Source organism: Pseudovibrio sp. W64 (assembly GCF_001623145.1).
Classification (GTDB): Bacteria; Pseudomonadota; Alphaproteobacteria; order Rhizobiales; family Stappiaceae; genus Pseudovibrio.
The window spans coordinates 106065-126550 of the sequence record NZ_LMCI01000009.1 but is presented as its reverse complement, the minus strand read 5'-3'; the positions used below and the strand labels follow the sequence as shown (position 1 = coordinate 126550).

At 49.2% G+C, this 20486-nt stretch carries 17 protein-coding genes and 1 tRNA gene; 7 read left to right on the top strand and 11 right to left on the bottom strand.

Annotated features, from left to right (window positions below; translation table 11 throughout):
• Positions 1–28: 28 nt before the first annotated feature.
• The 3 genes from PsW64_RS07070 (at position 29) to PsW64_RS07060 (ending at position 4829) form a co-directional block, all read left to right on the top strand.
• A tRNA-Met gene (locus tag PsW64_RS07070) sits at positions 29–105 on the top strand.
• A gap of 236 nt (positions 106–341) precedes the next feature.
• On the top strand, positions 342–3896 hold the full coding sequence (locus tag PsW64_RS07065; RefSeq protein WP_063303187.1) for a protein kinase domain-containing protein: 3555 nt from the start codon (positions 342–344) through the stop codon (positions 3894–3896).
• A 42-nt stretch (positions 3897–3938) separates the two neighbouring features.
• Positions 3939–4829 (top strand): SDR family oxidoreductase, encoded by an 891-nt coding sequence (locus tag PsW64_RS07060; protein WP_063303186.1) that lies wholly within the window; start codon positions 3939–3941, stop codon positions 4827–4829.
• On the opposite strand, the gene PsW64_RS07055 is transcribed toward PsW64_RS07060, so the two are convergent.
• Genes PsW64_RS07055 through PsW64_RS07045 form a run of 3 tightly spaced genes read right to left on the bottom strand, consistent with a single transcriptional unit; the run spans position 4799 to position 7756 of the window.
• Positions 4799–6160, bottom strand: a complete 1362-nt coding sequence (locus PsW64_RS07055; RefSeq protein WP_153042348.1) for a TfuA-like protein — start codon at positions 6158–6160, stop codon at positions 4799–4801. The genes PsW64_RS07060 and PsW64_RS07055 overlap by 31 nt on opposite strands.
• A gap of 4 nt (positions 6161–6164) precedes the next feature.
• Positions 6165–7475, bottom strand: coding sequence for a YcaO-like family protein (locus PsW64_RS07050; protein WP_082831041.1), 1311 nt, complete (start codon positions 7473–7475; stop codon positions 6165–6167).
• 5 nt (positions 7476–7480) lie between these two features.
• Positions 7481–7756 carry a hypothetical protein gene (locus PsW64_RS07045; RefSeq protein ID WP_063303184.1) on the bottom strand — a complete coding sequence of 92 codons (276 nt, stop codon included), beginning with the start codon at positions 7754–7756 and terminating at the stop codon, positions 7481–7483.
• A 286-nt stretch (positions 7757–8042) separates the two neighbouring features.
• Here PsW64_RS07045 and PsW64_RS07040 point away from each other — a divergent pair, with 286 nt between their 5' ends.
• Positions 8043–9062 (top strand): GGDEF domain-containing protein, encoded by a 1020-nt coding sequence (locus tag PsW64_RS07040; RefSeq protein WP_063303183.1) that lies wholly within the window; start codon positions 8043–8045, stop codon positions 9060–9062.
• Positions 9063–9695: 633 nt separating this feature from the next.
• Here PsW64_RS07040 and PsW64_RS07035 read toward each other — a convergent pair.
• Positions 9696–10352, bottom strand: coding sequence for a ChrR family anti-sigma-E factor (locus PsW64_RS07035; RefSeq protein ID WP_063303182.1), 657 nt, complete (start codon positions 10350–10352; stop codon positions 9696–9698).
• Positions 10349–10942: a sigma-70 family RNA polymerase sigma factor gene (locus PsW64_RS07030; protein ID WP_063303224.1), complete on the bottom strand. Its 594-nt coding sequence runs from the start codon at positions 10940–10942 to the stop codon at positions 10349–10351. The genes PsW64_RS07035 and PsW64_RS07030 overlap by 4 nt, the downstream gene beginning before the upstream one ends.
• A 146-nt stretch (positions 10943–11088) precedes the next feature.
• Between PsW64_RS07030 and PsW64_RS07025 the strand changes: the two genes are divergently transcribed.
• Genes PsW64_RS07025 through PsW64_RS07015 form a run of 3 tightly spaced genes read left to right on the top strand, consistent with a single transcriptional unit; the run spans position 11089 to position 14527 of the window.
• The gene (locus PsW64_RS07025) at positions 11089–12429 is read left to right on the top strand and encodes an NAD(P)/FAD-dependent oxidoreductase (RefSeq protein ID WP_063300207.1); all 1341 of its coding nucleotides are present in this window, start codon (positions 11089–11091) and stop codon (positions 12427–12429) included.
• Positions 12426–13286 (top strand): DUF1365 domain-containing protein, encoded by an 861-nt coding sequence (locus PsW64_RS07020; protein ID WP_063300206.1) that lies wholly within the window; start codon positions 12426–12428, stop codon positions 13284–13286. The genes PsW64_RS07025 and PsW64_RS07020 overlap by 4 nt, the downstream gene beginning before the upstream one ends.
• The gene (locus PsW64_RS07015; RefSeq protein WP_063300205.1) at positions 13283–14527 is read left to right on the top strand and encodes an SAM-dependent methyltransferase; all 1245 of its coding nucleotides are present in this window, start codon (positions 13283–13285) and stop codon (positions 14525–14527) included. The genes PsW64_RS07020 and PsW64_RS07015 overlap by 4 nt, the downstream gene beginning before the upstream one ends.
• A gap of 38 nt (positions 14528–14565) precedes the next feature.
• On the opposite strand, the gene PsW64_RS07010 is transcribed toward PsW64_RS07015, so the two are convergent.
• From PsW64_RS07010 to PsW64_RS06985, 6 genes are all read right to left on the bottom strand, one after another.
• Positions 14566–15003, bottom strand: a complete 438-nt coding sequence (locus tag PsW64_RS07010) for a nuclear transport factor 2 family protein (protein WP_063290089.1) — start codon at positions 15001–15003, stop codon at positions 14566–14568.
• A complete protein-coding gene (locus PsW64_RS07005) occupies positions 15000–15752 on the bottom strand; it encodes an SDR family NAD(P)-dependent oxidoreductase (RefSeq protein WP_063300204.1) in 753 nt (250 codons plus the stop codon). Before PsW64_RS07005 ends, PsW64_RS07010 begins: the two co-directional genes overlap by 4 nt.
• A gap of 44 nt (positions 15753–15796) precedes the next feature.
• Positions 15797–17329, bottom strand: coding sequence for a cryptochrome/photolyase family protein (locus PsW64_RS07000; RefSeq protein WP_063303181.1), 1533 nt, complete (start codon positions 17327–17329; stop codon positions 15797–15799).
• Between the two features lie 225 nt (positions 17330–17554).
• Entirely contained in the window at positions 17555–18379 is an 825-nt protein-coding gene (locus PsW64_RS06995; protein WP_063290075.1) for an ABC transporter permease, read from the bottom strand.
• A gap of 1 nt (position 18380) precedes the next feature.
• Positions 18381–19199 carry an ABC transporter permease gene (locus PsW64_RS06990; RefSeq protein WP_063290166.1) on the bottom strand — a complete coding sequence of 273 codons (819 nt, stop codon included), beginning with the start codon at positions 19197–19199 and terminating at the stop codon, positions 18381–18383.
• Positions 19200–19307: 108 nt separating this feature from the next.
• Positions 19308–20456 (bottom strand): ABC transporter substrate-binding protein, encoded by a 1149-nt coding sequence (locus tag PsW64_RS06985; protein ID WP_063303180.1) that lies wholly within the window; start codon positions 20454–20456, stop codon positions 19308–19310.
• Between the last annotated feature and the right edge of the window lie 30 nt (positions 20457–20486).

Genomic DNA, 20486 nt, shown 5'->3' with positions numbered 1-20486 from the left:
GTCAACACCGCAACATAGCGCACCGGATGGCGGGGTAGCTCAGTTGGTTAGAGCAGCGGAATCATAATCCGCGTGTCGGGGGTTCAAGTCCCTCCCTCGCTACCATCTCTCTTCAAAAGAAGATTGAGACGAGAAGCTACAATTACCTCAAGATATGATGTGACAAACAGCTTCTTCACTTGTGCTCTCTCCATGTACACTTATCGACCTTGTTTTATCGCCATAACGTGCAATCAGCATGCTATTTTACCGGCCAAATTCAAACATTGATTAAAATATCACATCGATAAAGCCAGATAATATTGATATATTACATCTGAACCTCAGCAATAGATACTCAGATGAATCAAAAAAACAATCAATTAGGCCCTTACAGAATAATCAAGCAGATAGGGCAAGGCAGTAACGGGGTTGTTTTTGCTGGTAAAAATACAGTCACCGGCAAGCATGTCGCCATCAAAATGGCCACCAAACGCGACGCATCTAAGCTAAACCAACTCCGTCGCGAGATAAGGTCTCTCGCAAAGCTTAAGCATCCTGGAGTTATTCAGATTCTCGACCATGGCATCTCTAATGGCCTCCCATGGCATGTTATGGAAGTAATAGAAGCACCTACGCTTGCCAACACGATTGACAAAATTTGGTCAGATCACCGAGCTGCGACTTCCACCTCCACTACCCAGGAGTGGTTCGCAGCAGAATACAGCCCCGAGACAACTATCTCCGGTTTTGATGACATTAATCTAGACGAAAATATCACGTACCCTGACCACGACGTCCTGTTAGATCGTCACAATATTGCAGCTTCCGGCCAACTCGAAGATGCCCTTACGCTTGTCTACGGCATTTGTGAGGTTCTTGCCTATGTACATGGCTTGGGAATTATTCACCGCGATCTAAAGCCCAGCAACGTCTTCATCCTTAAAAGCAAGTTTCCCATACTAGCTGACTTTGGCCTTGTCACTGAAGTACGTGGCTCAGTCGGTCGAGAGGTCGTTGAAAGCGCCCAAGTCATCAGCGGATCCCCTCATTTTATGGCACCGGAGCAAATTCGAAACGAAACTCTCGATGCTCGCTGCGACTTATATAGCCTTGGATGTATTTTATACGAACTTGTGACTGGATTGAAACCCTTCAACGGCTCGCGAACTCAGGTGTTTCGCGGTCATCTCGAACGCCTTCCGATCAATCCATCTGATCTTGTTCATGGTGTTCCCAAAACACTAGATGACATGATCATGTCGCTCCTATCAAAAACCGCAGACCAACGCATCGGCTACGCAGAAACTGTTTTGCAGTCGATTGAAGCACTCGGCATAAAGCGGCCAAAGTGGCCAGTAGCGGCTCCTTCAGCAAAGCCGTATCTTTATCGCGCGTCCTTTATTGAAAACTTCAAGATACAGGCAAATATAGAAAGTCATCTGAGCAACGCCAAAGATGGAATAGGCCAGATCCATATTGTCTTCGGTGAAAGCGGACTGGGTAAAACACGTCTCGTCTCAGAGATTGCCAGTAAGGCTAAGAAATCAGGAATGTCGGTTGTCAGTTGCGAGTGCGCCTCTCAAGTAAGAGACAGCACTCAAACTAAGCCAGTTAGCCAACCACTCCAACCTTTCTTACGATTGTTGGATCAGATCGCTGACACTTGCATCGAAGGGGGAAAGGAGAACTTTGAAATACTAATAGGGAGATATGCCGCAGTATTATCTCAATACTCGACCAGCATAAAATCTCTCCCTTGGGCGAAGCACCTTCCTACTTCACCAAAGCTCGAACCAGAGCAAACGCTCATACGACTATTCGAAGCCTTGCGTAGTGTCCTGACCGCTTATTCTCAAACTTGCCCTTTGCTGATGATCCTTGATGACCTGCAATGGGCCGACGAATTAACCCTGGCATTTCTAAAACACCTTGCTGAAGAAGGCATGGACGGCATCTCCGGACTTTTGCTTGGAACTATGAGATCCGAAGAGCGAACCAAAGAGATAAATGCTATTTTGCCTTTTGATGATGTCAGTGATGTCTCCTTGGAAAGAATGGGTACCCATGACATTGAAAAATTAGCTAGCGGCATGCTGGCGATAAACCGGCTTCCTGATGCATTCGCAGAATTCCTTTTAGAGCGTAGCAATGGCAACCCGTTCTTCATTGCTGAGTATCTTCGTACAGCAGTGGCAGAACAGGTGCTCCGGCGGGACCAATCTGGCAAGTGGGCCTTCGCGCACAAAGCACTATCCGATACAACCCACTTTGAAAAACTCCCACTGCCGAGTTCATTGAGTGAGCTGATCACCCTCCGCATTGGCCAGCTTAGCCCAGACGCACGCCGTTCAGTTGACTGCGCCGCACTCATTGGCCGTCAGTTCGAAATAGACCTCATCGCCTCTGTTAAAAAGCTGAACGAAGAGACGATCGGCCATGTGATTGACGAGTTGGTTGAACGCCAAATCTTAGAAGCCGACGAAAAAGATGGCTTCCGCTTCCTTCACGATAAAATCCGGGAGGTAACAGAAGCCCAACTTTCCGCTCACCGTCGCCGCGAACTGCATGAGAGAATAGCGACTGAACTGGACAAAGTAAGTGCGAGTGAAAAAGGGTCCGATAATATCGACGCGCGCCTAGGCTATCATTGGGCCTGTGCAGGCGTTCCCGGTCGAGCAGCCCGACATTTGCAACTTGCAGCAGATCACGCTCATCGCCACCACGCAAATGATGAAGCTATCAAACTCTATCAAACCGCCCTGTCGGAAATCCAGAAGGCCCGCACCCTTGAACCAGAACGCAAAGAGGACTGGTCTAGGGAAAGCATATCAGTTAACGAAGCTCTGGCAGGCCTGTATTCGCTCAAACGAAACCATGACCTCGCCCGTAGTGCATTGAAAAGCGCTCTGGACCAAAAGCCAACCAACCTGATCACGCAGGCCCGCCTGTACAGACTGAGGGCCAAAACCTATGAAGCAGAACATAGGCATGAAGAGGCGCTGACAGCTCTGGATGAAGCCGCGCGCGTCTTGATAACAGATAAGCGCACGCTGACTGCAACACGTGAGGAATACATAGAAATCAAGGTTGCTCGCTTGTGGACACATTACTGGGCCGCAAATTATCACAAAATGGACCAAGAATTTTCTGAGACACAAACTTTAATCGAGCACAGCGGCAACCCCGACCATCACTACAAACTGTACCTTTCGCTTATATACAGAAATCTGCGCCGCGATCGCTACAGAGTCAACGAAGCAACAGTTGAGTTAGGGCAACAGCTGTTGAGATCGGCCATTGAAACAGGAAGGCACATAGAGATTTCCGTCGCACAATTTGAACTTGGATTTCTTCTATTATTTGCCGGAAGGCTTGAAGAGGCGAAGTCAGCTCTACTGAAGGCTCTGGAGATGACCAAGCAAATCGGCGATACCAGCGGCCAAGTTCGCACGCTTTGCTACCATGTCATACTATTAAGAAGACTGGGAGACCTAACTGCAACCGAGATTGCAGCGCTGGAGCTACTGGAGGCAGCAAAAAAAGCTCAGATGATGGATTACGTTGGTGTCGCGCATGCATCATTGGGATGGGTGATGCTCAAGCAAGGAAACGTTGCTTCAGCAAAAACAGAAACCCAAAAAGCAATGAAGGTTTGGTCGGCCCTCCCCTTTGAATATGCAATGAAATGGACAGCCATACTAATTGATCTGAAGATCGCTTGTGAAGCAGGCGACCTAGAAGCGCTGAACAACTGCGCGCAAACTTTAAGACATGAAGTTCAGCTGAGACTCCCCGATCAGGTAGATTTTCCGTTGGAGGGCATAATCACGAGCTTCTCCACAAAGGATTATCGCAAAGTAATGAGCTGCGCAAAAGAAGCATTGCTTCAAGCCGAAACCAGAGGATTCTTGTAATATACATAGTTAGAATCACGTAATCATTTTGAGGGAAATAAAATGATCCTTGTTGTTGGAGCAACCGGTGTGCTCGGCTCTAAAGTCTGTAAAGAACTACGAGCCAAAGGGCACCAGGTAAGAGCAATGGTGCGAAGTAGCAGCAGCCAAGAGAGCGTCGAAAAGCTTAAAAATCTTGGTGCTGAAGTTGTTCACGCAGACCTTAAAGACCCCACAACAATTCAAACTGCCTGCCAAGGCGTGAATGCAGTTGTCTCTACAGCGACATCTGTTTCAAGGCCCGTTGAAGGTGACAGCTTTGAGAGCGTTGACCTGAAAGGACAGTTGGATTTGGTCACGCTCGCGAAAGAGAACGATGTAAAGCATTTTGTATACCTATCATTCCCCCAGTTTGGTCGAACATTCCCGCTCCAGACTGCAAAACGGGCGGTCGAAGATGCCCTGCGAAGTGGTGAGATGGATTATACCATCTTGCAAGCGCCTCATTTTCAGGAGTCCTGGCTGGCAGCGCCAACCGGTATCAATCCTGAAACAAATGCAATACTTACTTTTGGCGGCGGTAAAGGTGCAATTTCCTGGATCTCGATAGATGATGTGTGTGCGGCCGTCAGAGCCACTTTGGAAACACCTGAGGCTCGGAACCGCACCTTGAAAATCGGCGGTGCCGAAGCGCTCAGTCAGGAAGAGGTCATCTTACGCTGCGAACAGCTCGCTGGCAGACCATTGCAGCGCGAAGACATGCCAAAAACACAGCTGGAAGCAATGTCCTCATCTGGCGACCCAATGATGCAAACATTTTCCGGTTTGATGAGTGTGTGTGTTGAGGACGGCTGTATCGTTGACAATGAAGAAGCTGAAAAAACATTGGGCTTCCGCCCACGACCACTCAATGACTATCTAGCTCAGCTGGTAGCCTCACTCACAACGACTTGATGCGCTGTAGACAACGCAGTCTCATGCAAATAGTCCATGACAAGGGTCTGGAGAAACGCCTTTCGGCTCTTCAGGCCCAATCCAGCGATGTGACTATCTATATGAACAGGAACGGGAGTCTTCAATCGCTCGGTAAAGTGCCAGCTTAAGAGCTGTTCCTCAGTAGGGTTGTCGTCGTTTAGAAAAAACCCTTCCAGAACGTCAGATGGGACCAACGTCTTCTTGCTTTCAACCTTCTGGACAAGAGAGCCATATTTCCCGGCAGCGCGCAGCACATCTGGAAGTGCTTTGCGAATATCAGTATCGAAACCATCTCTGATGGTTTCGATACGTTGCTCACGCTTAATCAAAGAAATCAGGTCTTCAGAGCTGAGTTCCTGCTCATGCAGCCAGTCCTGAATTTCCGATCCCTCAACAAGATTACGCCTCACAAAGAAGGAGTGGAGCTTTAGCTGAAATTTCTCTGGCTGCTCCTGTAAGGCAACTCGATCCGCTTCCTTCAGCGAAAGAGCTCGTGCAATCGCACCATCGACAATCTGAGCATACAGCTTTGGATCAAGACGCAACTCATCCAGCAGATCATCAATATTCACTGGGTCTTCTGAAGGGGCGATCTGCCGGATTAACTTTTCCCATGTGTCCGTATGCGCAAAAGCAAACGACACCTTCTTTGGCTCTAAAGCCCCCGCTTGCTGCGAAGCCATGGTTTGGAGCATCTCCAAGGCATCATCACGCTTAACATCCACCTGCTCAGCTAAAAGCCAGCCTCGAAATGTCTCGATTTCATCGCAATCTGCCTGGCCTTCTATAGAGGACAACAGACGTTTGTAAGAACGCTCAGGAAAGTGAGAGGATTTTGCGGTTGCCTCACAGAACTCTCGAAGCTCTTTGCAAATGACATGCTGGCTCTCCGCCCGATCCAGCGTTGCACGGATGTTGACCATAGCCTCAGACAGTTTTGGATACCCCAACTCTGCCGGCCCATGAGCAATGGCAACCTCATCATCATCTTCAAGCCGCCCCTCATGATAGGCCTGAAACACCTTGCCGACGCCAGTCATCCCAAAGGTAGCCAACTCAGCAGCTCGCAATGCGCCCATACTCGCAGCCCCATAAACATGAACGCCTCGCGACATAGCCCATAGGATTTCCTTGTGCCAAACAGAAGGAACTTGCTCGAAATACCCGTCGATTATTCCGATCATACGGGCACCATCTTCAACAGCACGATAAACATCACCTTGCGAAGCTGGCGGAAGATAAGTCGCATCCAAGACGGCCTGAGCATCAGATAGAGCAAGGCTTGGACCAAGAAAAACAAAAACAGACATAGCTTTATGCACCACCAGCTAAATCGAGACTATGCAACTTCAATCGCTTGCCGGGGACATAGCCCGGAGCATCATGCAAACCTTCAAGACCGGGAATGACAACACGCACGACCTCAATGCCGTCAACATACCCTCCTAAATTCACCAGTGCGACCTGCTCAATTCCAACCGCCCGAAGTTGCGCAATTTGATGTGTAATGTCCTCTTCAAAGCTTTCCCCATCAAAGCTTGGCACGTCCTTGAACGAAAGGCCTTGAAGCTCAGCGCACTTACCTATTCTTTTCCTTATAGTCTCCACGCGATCGCGATTTCTGGAAACCTCAAAAAAGTCGCGGTGAGCATCATCCCTAGCTCCAGCAATAAATGTTAGTCGAGTTTGGGCAGCTTCCGTCAAGGCTCTCAAAAGGGCTATCTCACGCACTGAGTGGCATCCACTGCCATCGCTTGCATAATATTGTCCAAGATGGTTGGGAACGAAATCGGCGATCGTACAAGCAAAAGTTGGTAGCCCGATATCGGTCGTAATCGACCAAACACCGACAGCCTGTCCTGCATCGCGCAGCATCTTAATCACCTCAAGACAATCCGGATCATCAACACTAGATAAATCCAGAGCACCCTTCGGATCCGCTGTCGCCCCTCGAGCAGACCAAAGTGCGAGCGCATCGCGTTCCACCAGCTCACAAATCCCATGACTAACCGCTTCCTGCCAGCAGTTGCCACTGGAAAGTCCGTTAGAACTCATCTGAAAGTGGCCGCTGCTGCCGGACAGTGGCAGCGTAAAGTTGGTGTGCACCATCTCATAGGGCACCCAAACCGAACAATCAGACACCAGATCACGCCCCTCACACCATAGAATCTGCCGGTTCAGATCCAATGATCGAGCGCTATTGTGCGGTAGGCGTCCAACATCAAGCACAGCCCCGTCCTGAGAGATCTCAGAGAAACTTGCCAGACGAAGTGGGAGCTTTACATGTTCTGCGTGATAGCCTTCAATCGCCTCCATTATGCCAGAAGCTTTGGCTGCCGCCAGGTCTAAGCCTTTGCCTTGAGATACGGCCAGCGACCGCGCATTAGGTCGGTAGACAGCAACCACAGGCAAGCCGATCTTATCAAGGTCGGTGATATTCGCGACACGGGTAATCCCAAAAGACTGCAAATAGGGCTCAATCCGCTCAACCGTCTGGACAGGTGAAACGAGCCGATGCGTGCCTCTACGGTATGTTTTCTCCACTAACGATGTTTCAGAGGCATGACTTCGTTGTAGCTCTTCACCACTCCGAAAACACGCCTCCGCCGCTTTATGCGGAGCCATATCTATTAATAACCGCCTTTAATCACATCGATATTCAGGAGAAAGCATGTCCCTCCAACACTGCTCGGTGAAATTTTCTCTTCAGAACCTTTCTCCTCGTAGTTTGGAATTGAAGCAACTGCTGCACCAAACTTCACCAGCTCTTCCACTCTCATGTGCTCAGAAATTGGCTCAGGAGTTTTGTCTTTCCACTCAGCCTCAGAGATCCGATATACTTCATCTTTCCAGACAATCAGTACATCCTGATCATATTCAACTTTCTCACTGTTATCTGTAGACATAATTTCTTACCCTCAATTAAGAATCAAATATATTTACGTAGTTTTTATTATCACTCATGCATACATTTACAATGATAGTTTAGTGTAATATATTTTAAAGCAATTTCCGCGCTCATCACACAACACTAACGAGCACTAATGCCCCATAATCCAATGTTAGGGGTTTTGGCTAACTCGAGAGTGTTAACGATCAAAGCAGAAAATGCGTGCTAACTGATAAATCCGAATACCGTGACGGCACAATAGTCTGATAGCTTCGGAAAATAAGAAATGGCCGGGGCTCCAAATGAACTGTGATGATTTGAAAATTGGAAAGACCGAGAATTCAGTAGATCAGGCAAGTGAGTTGGGACAAGGATCAGATGAGACAGTTCAATTTGATCACCTACAACTCCCTGTTGATCTAGCAAGTCATTCAGGTCAGAACGACAACTCCCAGCCTGGCATTATGTTTGTTAGTGGTAACGAAACTGGGCAAGTTCATCTTCTGACTGCTCCAAGGGTTCAAATTGGTCGTTCGCCAGACTGCCAAATAGTGGTTAGAGACGCGAGTGTTAGCCGTCAGCATCTTCTTTTGGAAACAACGCCAGAAGGCGTTCAAGCGATTGATCTGAAATCGCGTAATGGCGTGTTTGTAAATGGGAACAAGATCAAAAGATGCTGGATATCTCCCAATGATGTAATTCGCATCGGACCAAAGATAATATTGCGATACTCTCTTTTTTCCAATGTAGAGCTCGATGTACTGAGAAAAATGCATCGAGCATCAACTATGGATCCACTTACACTTACTTACAACAGGAAGTACTTCAGTGGTCACCTCAAGCAACTCCAAGAACTACCTGCGAAAAAAAAGCGAAATTTATCGCTCATCCTGATAGATATTGATTATTTTAAAAGAATTAATGATACCTTCGGTCATCAATTAGGTGATCAAGCCCTAAATCATATAGCAACAATCATTCGTACTACTGTAAGAAGGGATGATATTGTCTGCCGTTATGGCGGAGAAGAATTTACAATATTACTCAGTGACACATCTAATACTGTATCAACAGAAATTGCCGAAAGAATTCGCGATCGAATCGAGAGTAATCCATTACGCCGAGATGGCAATATAATTCGCTTAACTGTTTCAATTGGCGTCGCAATAGTTGAAGAAGCAAACGGCAATCTGGACAATTTATTCAAGTTAGCTGATGCTCGCATGTACGCAGCAAAAAGACGTGGTCGAAATCAAGTAGTAAGCTTGCAAAGTTTAGATGATAACGTCCAGCATCCATTTTCTTACACCCCCGACACTTAAGAGCGCAACGAAATGATAGTTCCCTCAGTTATTGAAGGCTCTCACAGCAAAGCTACGCTACCAATTTTGATTTTGGCCGGGCGTGACGCCACCTGTGACTATGTTGGACCTGCGTCCCCCTAATAAATCAATCCAAATAAGGGATAATGTTTCCACTAATCTTAAACGGATAACTACTCATGAAATTCAAATAATAATAGTGTGAAAAATACTAGGTCGAGTACTCGCATATCTTGCACTGGATACTATTGATCATGCTCTCTGGAGCAATACGACAAATAAAGGGGTCTGCCCACATTCTCACTCCTCTTGTCGTGATTATGAAACAAAATCGCTCTCTCAAATCTACCCCCAAAGAAGTCAGAGATATATCCTCGAACATCCTTATTGAAGAAGAGATTTGGGATAGCACTCATTACCCCAATCGTAGTGACGGTTAAGACCAAGTCATCTAGACATAATTGCAAATTGCAGAGAAGAGTAATGCTGGCCGAAACTGGCAACATTACCCTCCTGTCAGAGGGATACTTCTCGCTGTCTGGACCATCTCTCTTAAAATTAAACTTTAGATGACAAGACTCCAAGGGCCTTGCGCATAAAGTAAATCGTCAATTGTGTCCCATACGCATACTATTACATCCGAATAAATGGCTGCAGAAGTTTGGGAAAGAAGCCTTTGAAGTCCAGCGGTGCGTCAGTCACAGCAAGGCAGATGCAGTCTTCTTCTGTATCTGCAATTGGCTGATGATGCACATGCTCGTCTGCTTCCTGAACATCGCCAATCTTATAGCGTCCGGTTTCATCGCTAAAAGACCCCTGCAACACCAGCGTCATTTCTGATCCGTGGTGAGAATGCTCAGGCGTGACGAAACCCGGAGACAGTTTCAGCAAGCGAGCACTTTCACCTTCGCTCGACTTAATCGGCAAAATGAACTGTCGGATCCCCGGACCAACCATCTTCCATTTGATGCCGCTGTATCCATGCCCCAGCACATCCCACAGCGCCGATGGCACGCCTTTCTCAGGCTTGGGTTCAGCCAGATAGGCACCCATCGAAAGTGTTGGCTCGTTCTCAACCCGAGCCATCAGAAGATCGAACATGTCGTCAGAAGGTTTTTGTTGCTCGCCCGTTTGAAGCATAGCACCTGCAAGAGCTTCCGCTTCAGCTACGCGGGTCTTGCACCCTTGGCAAAGCTCCAGATGACAGGAGACAAGCAACGCATGCCCTGCCGGCAAAGAGCCAGTCGCATAAGCCCATACAATTTCATCGCTGAGGTGATGGTTGATCATAGGTCCACCCCTTCCAAAAGTTTCCGTAAACGCGCCAGAGCCAGCCTCATCCGAGATTTGACAGTTCCTAGCGGCAATTCCAAGTACTGAGCAATTTTCGAGTGGCTGGCATCTTCATAAAACGCCAATTTGATAATGGTCGATTGCTCCGCCGGCAAAAGGGGAAGAGCTTTCTTCACCCGTTCGCTGAGCTGTGATTGGTGATAGTCGTCAATCTGGGTCTCTTCTCCAACCAACTCATTGGCAAAAAATTGGTCATCTTTGTAAAGATACCGCCGCTCTTTACGAAAACGATCAATCCGAAGGTTACGCGCGATCGTATAAATCCAAGTCGATGCGGAAGCCTTACGACTGTCAAACATCTCGGCCTTCCGCCAAACGATGACAAAAGTTTCCTGAACCAGCTCCTCCGAAAGCTCCGAAGTTGCTCCACCTTTCAGAAAGTAAGTCTTGAGACGCGGAGCGAAAAACTCGAAGAGCTGTCGGAAGATCTCCCGCGAACGCTCTTGACCGAGAGATAAAAGCAATGCGCTTAAATCTGCGGAAGTCAGGCTGTTCTCGCTCTCACCATCATTGTTTTGAAGCTGCATCGTAATCATCGCTCTGCAAACCGCCAAATTGTCTCATATAGCCTTTTTACCAAACAGTTTGTCAATTGGATCACTTTTTCCTGCCTAAGGTGATCCATTTCCAATCAACGCTCCTAAAAAGAGAAACTTTGGATTGGATGTGAGCTATGAAAATTGCAGTTATTGGGAGTGGTATTTCCGGTCTTTCCGCAGCCTGGCTTCTCTCTAAAAATCACGATGTAGATGTCTACGAGAAAGATGATCGTCTCGGCGGTCATGCCAACACGCAGCAGGTAAAAGTCGCTGATAAAGACGTCACTGTAGATACCGGTTTCATCGTCTATAACGAAAGAACCTATCCCAATCTGACTGCACTCTTCAATCATCTGGATATCCAGACAGACCCAACCGAAATGTCCTTCGCAGTTTCGCTCGAACAAGGCACCCGCGAATATTCTGGCTCAGGTTTAAAAGGCCTGTTCGCCCAAAAATCCAACCTCTTCCGCCCCAGCTTCCTGCGCATGGTATCGGAAACGCTTCGCTTTTATAAGGATGCACCTCAGGACGCCGAAGATCCAAAATTCCTGTCAACAACACTGGGCAGTTATCTCACTCAAAACAACTATTCAGCCAACTTCATCAATGAGCATCTGCTTCCCATGGGTGCTGCCATTTGGTCTATGCCTCCACAGCAATTGTTGCAGTTTCCATTCCGCACGTTCATCGGCTTTTGCAACAATCATGGCCTTTTACAAGTACGAGACAGACCACAATGGCGCACAGTTTCTGGCGGGTCTTGCAACTATGTTCAGAAACTGGCCTCAGAGATTTCCGGCAAAGTCATTTTGAATGCCGGCATTTCAGATATCCAGCGCAAACCCGGATCGATCACGGTTTACTCAAGAAGCGGTCACGCATCCTCCTACGATCATGTCGTGTTTGCGTGTCACTCAGATCAAGCACTTGCCCTGCTCAATGCGGAAGGCAATGCCTCTCGCGCAGAACGCCAGATCCTCGGATCAATCCGGTATCAGCGAAACATCGCCATCCTGCATCGCGACATTTCTCTTATGCCGAAGCGCAAAGCAACGTGGTCCGCATGGAACTTCATCGGCAACCAGATGGGAAACAACGCTCTGTGCGTGACGTACTGGATGAATGCCCTTCAAAGACTGAACACCTCTGAGGATGTATTTGTCACCCTCAACCCGAGCCATCAACCAGCTGAAGGCTCCGTGCTACGCACCTTCCAATACTCCCATCCGGTTTTCGATCAAACTGCACTGTCCGCTCAAAGGCAACTTTGGCAAATTCAGGGCGAACGGCGCACTTGGTTCTGCGGCGCTTACCTGGGCTATGGCTTCCATGAGGATGGGTTGCAGTCTGGCTTGGCCGTCGCTGAGGCGCTCGGTAACGTCCAACGCCCATGGACATGCGATAATCCCAACGGACGCATTGGCCTGCCCGAAGACTGGCCCTACGGAAGTTATCAGGAGGCTGCGGAATGATCCTGACAGGACGACAGCAGGAAACCACAAATGCACCGCTCAGGATCTACCTGGGCGATGTGGTGCACTGCCGTCATGATCAGATCAAACACAAGCTCAGCTATAAAGCCGTTTCCTTTTCAATCGACATTGACCGATTGCAAGACGTGAACCAGATATCGCGCTTACTGTCCGTTGACCGGTTCAACCTATTCAGCTTCCATCCATCAGACCACATGGAAGAAGGTCATTCATCCCTGCGCGGTTATGTAGAGGATGTGTTGAAACAAGCGCACATAACCGCCATTCCCGAACAGATACGGCTCCTCGCCTACCCTAGATTTTTAGGAAGAGCCTTCAATCCAATCAGTGTGTTCTACTGCTATTCGAAAAACAAATTGGAAGCCATTCTCTATCAGGTTCGAAACACCTTTGGCGACATGCACCATTATGCCGTTGAAATAACGCCATCTGAGCATAAAGGCATTCAACAGGCCTACCGCCACTCCTGCCCAAAGAACTTCCATGTTTCACCGTTTCTGGAAGTCTCCGGTCATTATCATTTTGTTGCACGTCCACCAACAGACCATGTTTCACTCATCATTCGGCTGACACAGGGCAGCGCACCTGTATTAACGGCCAGTTTTCAGGGAAGACAAAAGGCGGCGACAACAACGCGCCTCCTCAAGATCGGCCTTCGGTACTTCCAGAATTCGGCAAAAATCCTGGGGCTCATTCATTTCGAAGCCCTCAAACTCTGGATCAAAGGCGCTCGCTTTCACAAGCGACCATCACCGCCAGCATCCATCGTAACGAGTATGCACAAGCAAACTCCAGCACTCAAAAAGACCAAAATAAACTCAGGGAGACACCCATGACACTCAGAGATCACTCCTCCCTCAGTCCGTTGACCGGCACAAAAATGACAGAGCTTAACCTCTCTTCAAAACTTTGGAAGACATTGCTGGACCGTATGCTCCGCCGTCTCTCCGAAGGTCATTTATGGGTCATTCTTCCCAATGATCAAATGCTTTCCTATGGCAACCCGTCTGGGAAAGGTCCGGTCGTAACCGTCAAGATTTTAAGCACTCGCCTTTTATGGCGTCTTCTTTCCGGTAACTCTCTCGCATTGGCCGAAGGGTATCTGGAAGAAGACTGGCAATGTAGCGACCTGAGGTCTCTGTTCGATTTGCTGGTGGCCAACAAACACATCATGCAATCTGTCACCAAGCGCGGCATCCTCTCACGCGCTTTCGCCCGCCTGCGCCATTTGGCAAATGCAAACACATTAAACGGTAGCAAGCGCAACATCGCGTTCCACTACGATCTTGGAAATGACTTTTACAGCCACTGGCTCGATGAGACGATGACCTACTCATCTGCCTACAAGCTAAAACAGCACGAAACACTCGAAGACGCCCAGCGTAGAAAGTACGATCGTGTCTTGCAGATGACCGATACACAACCAGACCAACAAATTCTGGAGATTGGCTGCGGTTGGGGTGGCTTTGCTGAACATGCCTGCACTGCCGGACGTGATGTGCACGGCATCACACTCTCGCAGGAGCAGCTCAGATTTGCCCAATCCCGCCTTCAATCCCAAGAAACTGACGGAAGTGCATCCTTCGAACTGCGCGACTATCGCGAAACGCAAGGCCAGTACGACGCCATTGTCTCAATCGAGATGATCGAAGCGGTGGGTGAAGAGAACTGGGCCGGTTATTTTGAAAAGCTCAAGTCTCGCCTGAAACCCGGTGGCACTGCTGTCATTCAGGCAATTCTCATCTCTGACGAAAAGTTCCATAGTTACCGCAAGAACGTTGATTTCATTCAGCGCTACATCTTCCCGGGAGGTTTGCTCCCCTCAGCGAAGGAACTTGCAAGGCAGATTGAGCAACAAAAACTGCAACTCGTGACACGTGAGTTCTTTGGTGCAGACTACGAGCAGACACTCATACGCTGGAGAAAGTCGTTCTTCCAGAGCTGGCCAGAAATTGCCAAGCTGGGCTACGACAACCGCTTCAAGCGGATGTGGCATTACTATCTGGCATATTGTGAGGCTGGCTTTGCTGAGGGAACCATCAATGTTGGCCTGTTTCAGATCAAAAAACCAATTTGACGAAGGTGAAGTTGGGCCAGACAGGCCCAACCAATCTTTTAGATCGCAGCACGCGAAGCAATCCACCTGATCATCGCACCAATAACCGGCAGCTTGCGATAGAAATGGCGTGAAGCATCCCAATAATCATAGTGCGCACAAACTTTGGCATTCTTGTCAAAGTGCACCTCAGTCACCCCCCGCACGCCCCAGTTGCCAAGCAGTTTTTGCTTGCAGGTAAAATCCCAACGCATGAAACACAGATCACCAGACCAGGCCAAATCGAGTATCTTGAACCGTGGCTCCTGAACATCCTCATACATCTTGTGAAAGACCTTTTCGAAGTTAGCACGCCCTTTCACATCATTAAACGGATCAATGAAGTGCACATCATCACTGATGAATTCATGAACGTCTTCGATACGGTCCGGCGTAACCTCTTCAAAGAAAAGCGCATACAGCTTTGCAGCAGCCTCCAGATCAGCTCTCTCAGTCATCGTTTACTCATCCTTCTCGTAACCGGAAAGTAGAGAGCGTATGGCAACAAGCGCAGGATCTTCATGATAGCAGCAAGACGGAACGGGAAGTAAATCTCAAACTTGCGCTTCTCTAGCCCATTATAGATATCCTTGGCAGCCTGCTCTGGTTCCAAAAGAAATGGCATCTCAAAGGTGTTCTTGTCAGTCATAGGGGTCTTTACGAAGCCCGGATTCACAAGCGACAGGTCAATCCCAGCCTTGTCAAAGTCAGGTTTCAAACTTTCACAAAGGTTGATCAGCGCCGCTTTGGTTGGCCCATAACAAGCAGCGTTGGGAAGACCGCAATACCCGCTTAATGAACTGACGATCGCGATGTGCCCTGCACCTTGCTGTTTCAGCAACGGAAAGAGCCCCGCAATCACACGTACAGCACCAAAGTAATTCGTATCCATGGAAGCCACAGAATGCTCTTCACTCAGCACATCTATGCCACCCGGAAAGTACACGCCTGAGCAATACACCGTAAGGTCAGGCAGTTTGCTGGTCTGCTGAAAACGCTCCAAAGCCTCAGAGACTTGCACTGCATCGGTCACATCAAGCGGCATCACGTCAACACTGCTGGCATCCTGAGCAACAGCCTGAAGCTTCTGCTCATTTCGCGCACTGACAGCAACCTGCCATCCAGAACGCGCATACAACTGGGCAAGGCTTGCTCCAATGCCGGAACTCGCTCCAATAATCCAAACCAGCTTCTCATGTTCTGCCATAACGCCCTCTCTATTTGCTCTTACGCAGCGAGGTAACTTTCAGATCACGCTTGCGTCCCATCCAACAGCGCAAGAAAACGGCGGCTATCACTTCTGATCTCGTTCTTCTTGCTGTCACTCATCTTGTCCCAGCTGCGGTAGATCATCGAGACTCTGGGATTGCCTCGGAGTTTCTCTTCATTCTGATCCAGAAAATTCCAATAAAGGTAGTTGAAGGGACAGGCTTTCTCACCCGTCTTCGTTGCGTGAGAATAAGAGCAATGCTCACAGTAGTTCGACATTCTGTTGATGTAAGCACCACTGGCTGCATATGGCTTTGAAGCAAACAACCCACCATCCGCAAACAGGATCATTCCATTCACATTGGGCAACTCCACCCACTCATAAGCATCTGCATAAACTGCGAGATACCATTCACTCACTTGTTTGGGAGCAAGCCCGGCAAGCAACGAGAAATTCCCGATCACCATCAGCCGCTGAATGTGATGCGCGTAAGCATTCGCTTTTGTCTCCACAATACACTGGTGAAGACAATTCATCTGCGTCTCACCGGTCCAGTAAAACTCAGGTAGATCGCGAGAGGCCTCAAAATAATTTAGTCCTGCGTAGTCAGGCATGGAAAGCCAATAGATCCCACGAATGAACTCTCGCCACCCCACAATCTGGCGGATGAAACCCTCAACAGAGTTCAACGCTGCAGTCCCGTCAAAATACGCTCGCTCCGCCGCACGAACACACTCAAGAGGAAGCAGCAATCCGCAATTGAGGTAGAAGCTGATGTGACTATGAAACATCCAGGGTTCGCCCTGAACCATTGCATCCTGATAATCACCAAACCTGCCGAGACGCTCAGCAACAAACTGATCCAGCGCCTTAAGCGCATCCTCACGCGTCACCGCAAGAGAAAACGGCTGCAAGTCACCAAAGTGCTCAGGAAACTGCTCCGCAACAAGCGCCAGAACTTCCTCTGTGATTTCGTCTGGCTCTACAGAAAAAGGAGCTGGAACATCCAACTCCTTTGGTGCGCTCTTGCGGTTGTCATGATCATAATTCCACTGTCCGCCCAGAGGTTTGTCACCCTCCATCAAGATGGCATGATCACGTCGCATCTCTCGATAAAAGTACTCCAGCCGTAAGCTCTTGCGCCCGGACGCCCACTTTTGAAAACCTTCAGCAGAGCAGAGAAAGCGGTCATCGTCACGCAGCTCTACCGGCACACCCAACCGCTCCTGCCAGCTCTCCATCTCATCCAACAGGCGATATTCACCGGGCTTTGTCACAATGACTTCAGAAACAATCTCGTTCTTGATTAATCGAAGAACTTCGCCAAACAAGCGACCAGTATTTTCAGCGCAATCATAATTTACATAAACAACCCGATGCCCCCGAGGCCTCAACTCCTCCGCAAAGTGACGCATTGCCGAAAACAGAAACGCAATCTTCTTCTTGTGATGACGAACATAAGTCGCTTCCTCACGCACCTCGGCCATCACAATGACATCTTCACCCGGCTTGGCATCGCGCAGGCTGGAAAGAGACAAACTCAACTGATCCCCAAGCACCAGGCGCAAACGCATCTGCAGTTCTCCCCTCAAGGCAGCCCCTCAAACTCCCCAAAAGGTAGAGCACAAGCAACAACGAAGCCATACCCAACAATTAAGCCAAACTTCCACCCGAGGCACTTCGTCTTACGACGTCCTATAGAGTTACCCTGCCTGCTTGCATAAGCATTCAAGATTGAGATCAAAACAACAAATGATCAAATCCCAATTGACGCTCTCAATCTAGTCTCTCAAGCGACCTCAGTTCCCCACCTTTGCAAGCACATCCGCTTTCAGAAACCGTTCAATAAACAGCATGAAGCCGACGGATGGTACCAGCAGGATCAGGGAGGAGATGGACGCGATTTGGTAGTTGCCTTCCATGCTGGAGGTAAACAGCAACATCGGCAGCGTCACGACATCTGGCGCACCAACAAAGTAGGTTCCGGTGAACTCGTCCATGGAGATAAGGAACACAAAGATCGCGCTCGCCATAACGCCCGGCAAAGCCAGAGGCAATGTCACATCAGTAAACGTGCGCCAGCGCCCTGCCCCCATATTACGCGCAGCAGCTTCCAGTTCCGCATCCACTGCAGCAAAGGCAGCAGTCGCAATCCATACGGCAAACACCAGCCCCTGACTGGCGTGAACCAGCACAACACCTGCAATGGAACCGGTCAGATCCAATCCATAGAAAATGCGCGCAACATTCATATGCACAGCGACCGCCGGAAAGGCCTGTGGCAGGAGAAACAGCAGCATGATGAGATAGCGGAACGGCATTTTCCCACGCGCCAGAGCATATCCAGCTGGAATGGCAATCGCCAGACTGACCACCACAGTTAGCAGCGCAATCCAGATGCTGGAGAACAGGGCCTCAGTCGCATTGCCCTCAGGGCGGAAAACCCGTTCCCAGAAGGAAAAGCCGTACTCCAAAGGCAGCTTGTAAGGAAAGTACCAAACTTCCGCGACAGCCCACAAAAGCATGTTGGTGATCGGGCCAAAGATCGCAAAAGCCAGCAGGCTCATGGTGAGAACGCGGGTAACTGTGCGCACCCAAGTGGAAGAAAGAGCAGCTTGCACCATCTTATGCTCCCTTATCTTTCAGGCTCTGACGCAGATAGAACCACGCAACCACCCCGGTAAACAGATAGGACATGATTCCCAGCGCATTAGCGACGCCATAGTCGCCGTAGGAATTGATCCGCCACGCCATATCAACAGTCAGCATGGTCGGCGACTGCGCGTTGATCATGAGCGGCACAGAAAGAACAGAGAGCATCACCACATATGACAGGATCAGCCCAACCATCAGCGTTGTCGCAATCTGCGGCACCACAAGCTCAATCAGAATACGCAGGCGGGAAGCCCCAAAAATCCGACCAGCGTCAATCGTGGTGCGGTCAATGGAAGCCATAGCGCCCGCAACAAGCAGAGCCACAAACGGCGTCTGCTTCCAGACAAAAGTGATCACAATCCCGCGCCAGTCCAGATAACTCTGCGCCGCCAGCGGCTCGATAATGCCGGAGCTGGTGAGGATGTTGTTCATCATCCCGTTCTTTGCCAAAAACGTCCGCATCAACTGCGCACTCACAATAAACGGAATGAACAACGGCCACCGATAAAGCCACTTGAGAACTGCGACAGCCGTCGGGTTTTCGCCAAGCGTCAGATAGCCCGCAATAGCAACAGCCAGCACGCCGATAACAACCGTAGACAGGCTGACAATCACAATCGTGAACAGAATATCTTTGGAATAGAACTCAATAGCCTTGGTAAAATTGGCGATATGCCAGCTGCCTTCGCCATTGTCTGTGAAAGCTGAAACCACAGAATAGCCAAAGGGATAAACAAACAAAAAGCCGATCATCAACAATGCGGGTGCAACAAGCAATATTGCCCCCATCCGACCCGGCCCAACTGACATACTTTGTCCACTCATGGACACCACCTCTCACCAAAACCAAACTTGCCGGGAGAGACGCACTCCCCTCCCGGTTTCTTTCAGATATGCTTAGTTAGAAACCTGCCGCTCGTAGCCTTCTTTGATGTCGTCAAAGTAAGGACCAATCGGGAACGGTTTACCTTTCTGAGCAAGTTCAAGAGGTGTGACGTCAGTGAACAACTTGGACCAGACGTCCTCATCTAAAGCTGCTTTCACGTGGTCTGCATCAATGCCTGGATACCAGTTGAAGCGGTTCACAATGCCTTCTGCCTGAACAGCAGGACTGGTTGCCAACTCGATGAACTTTTCAGCCAGATCTTTGTTCGCAGCCTTCGCTGGGGTTGCGTAGTAGTAAGGCTGACCAGGCATACCCGGCGCAATCAGTTTCAGCTTCAGGTTTGGTGGAATACGGCCATCGCCCTGCCAGGAATAGAACATGTCGACCCAAACCGGACCCATCACGATCTCACCACGGTTCAGCATGTCCAGAGTACCAGCATTACCCGGAGTGAAAGTCACGTTCTCGTTGAACGCTTTCAGATCAGCATAAGCCTGCGCCCAGGTATCTTTCTTCGCCGGATCATATGGACCGCTCTGCAGGGTCTTTGTGTCACCTGCGTAGGTGTACATCCAGCCAGTCACAAACGCGACGCCGGACATACCGTTTTTGATGCCGTTATAGCCGAACTGTTTTGGGTACTTCTCTACCCATGCACGCAGCTCGTCATAAGACTCGGGTGGGTTTGGCACCAAAGCCGGGTTGTAAGCAATCGCCGTCTGGCTATGGAACATTGGCATCACATAGCCGCCAACATAAACGCCAAGCGCATTTTCAGCCGTCGCGCGCGTCACCATTTTGCCGGTTTCGATGTTGTCGCGGAAATCAGCCAAAAGGCCTTTTTCTTTCATCTCGCCGGTTTTCTTCTGCGCAGCAACAATAACGTCTATGTCCCACTGCTCTTTACCCGCAGCAGACTGTGCTTCCAGCTTTTCAAGAATTTTCTGAGAACCAGCATCTCCCGGGCCGGTCCCAGTGACGCGAACTTTCACGCCTGGGTATTTTTCTTCAAAAAGCGGGCCCAGATAATCGGTCACATATTCAACCATGTTCTGGGAGCCGCCGGTAATCACGTTCAGCTGGGTTTCAGCCGACGCAGGCAGAGCAACAGCAATCACAGCACCTGAGATTGCACCTGTAAGAACTGACTTAAGTGTCATCACTCAAAATTCCTGGGTTAAGATCGTTGA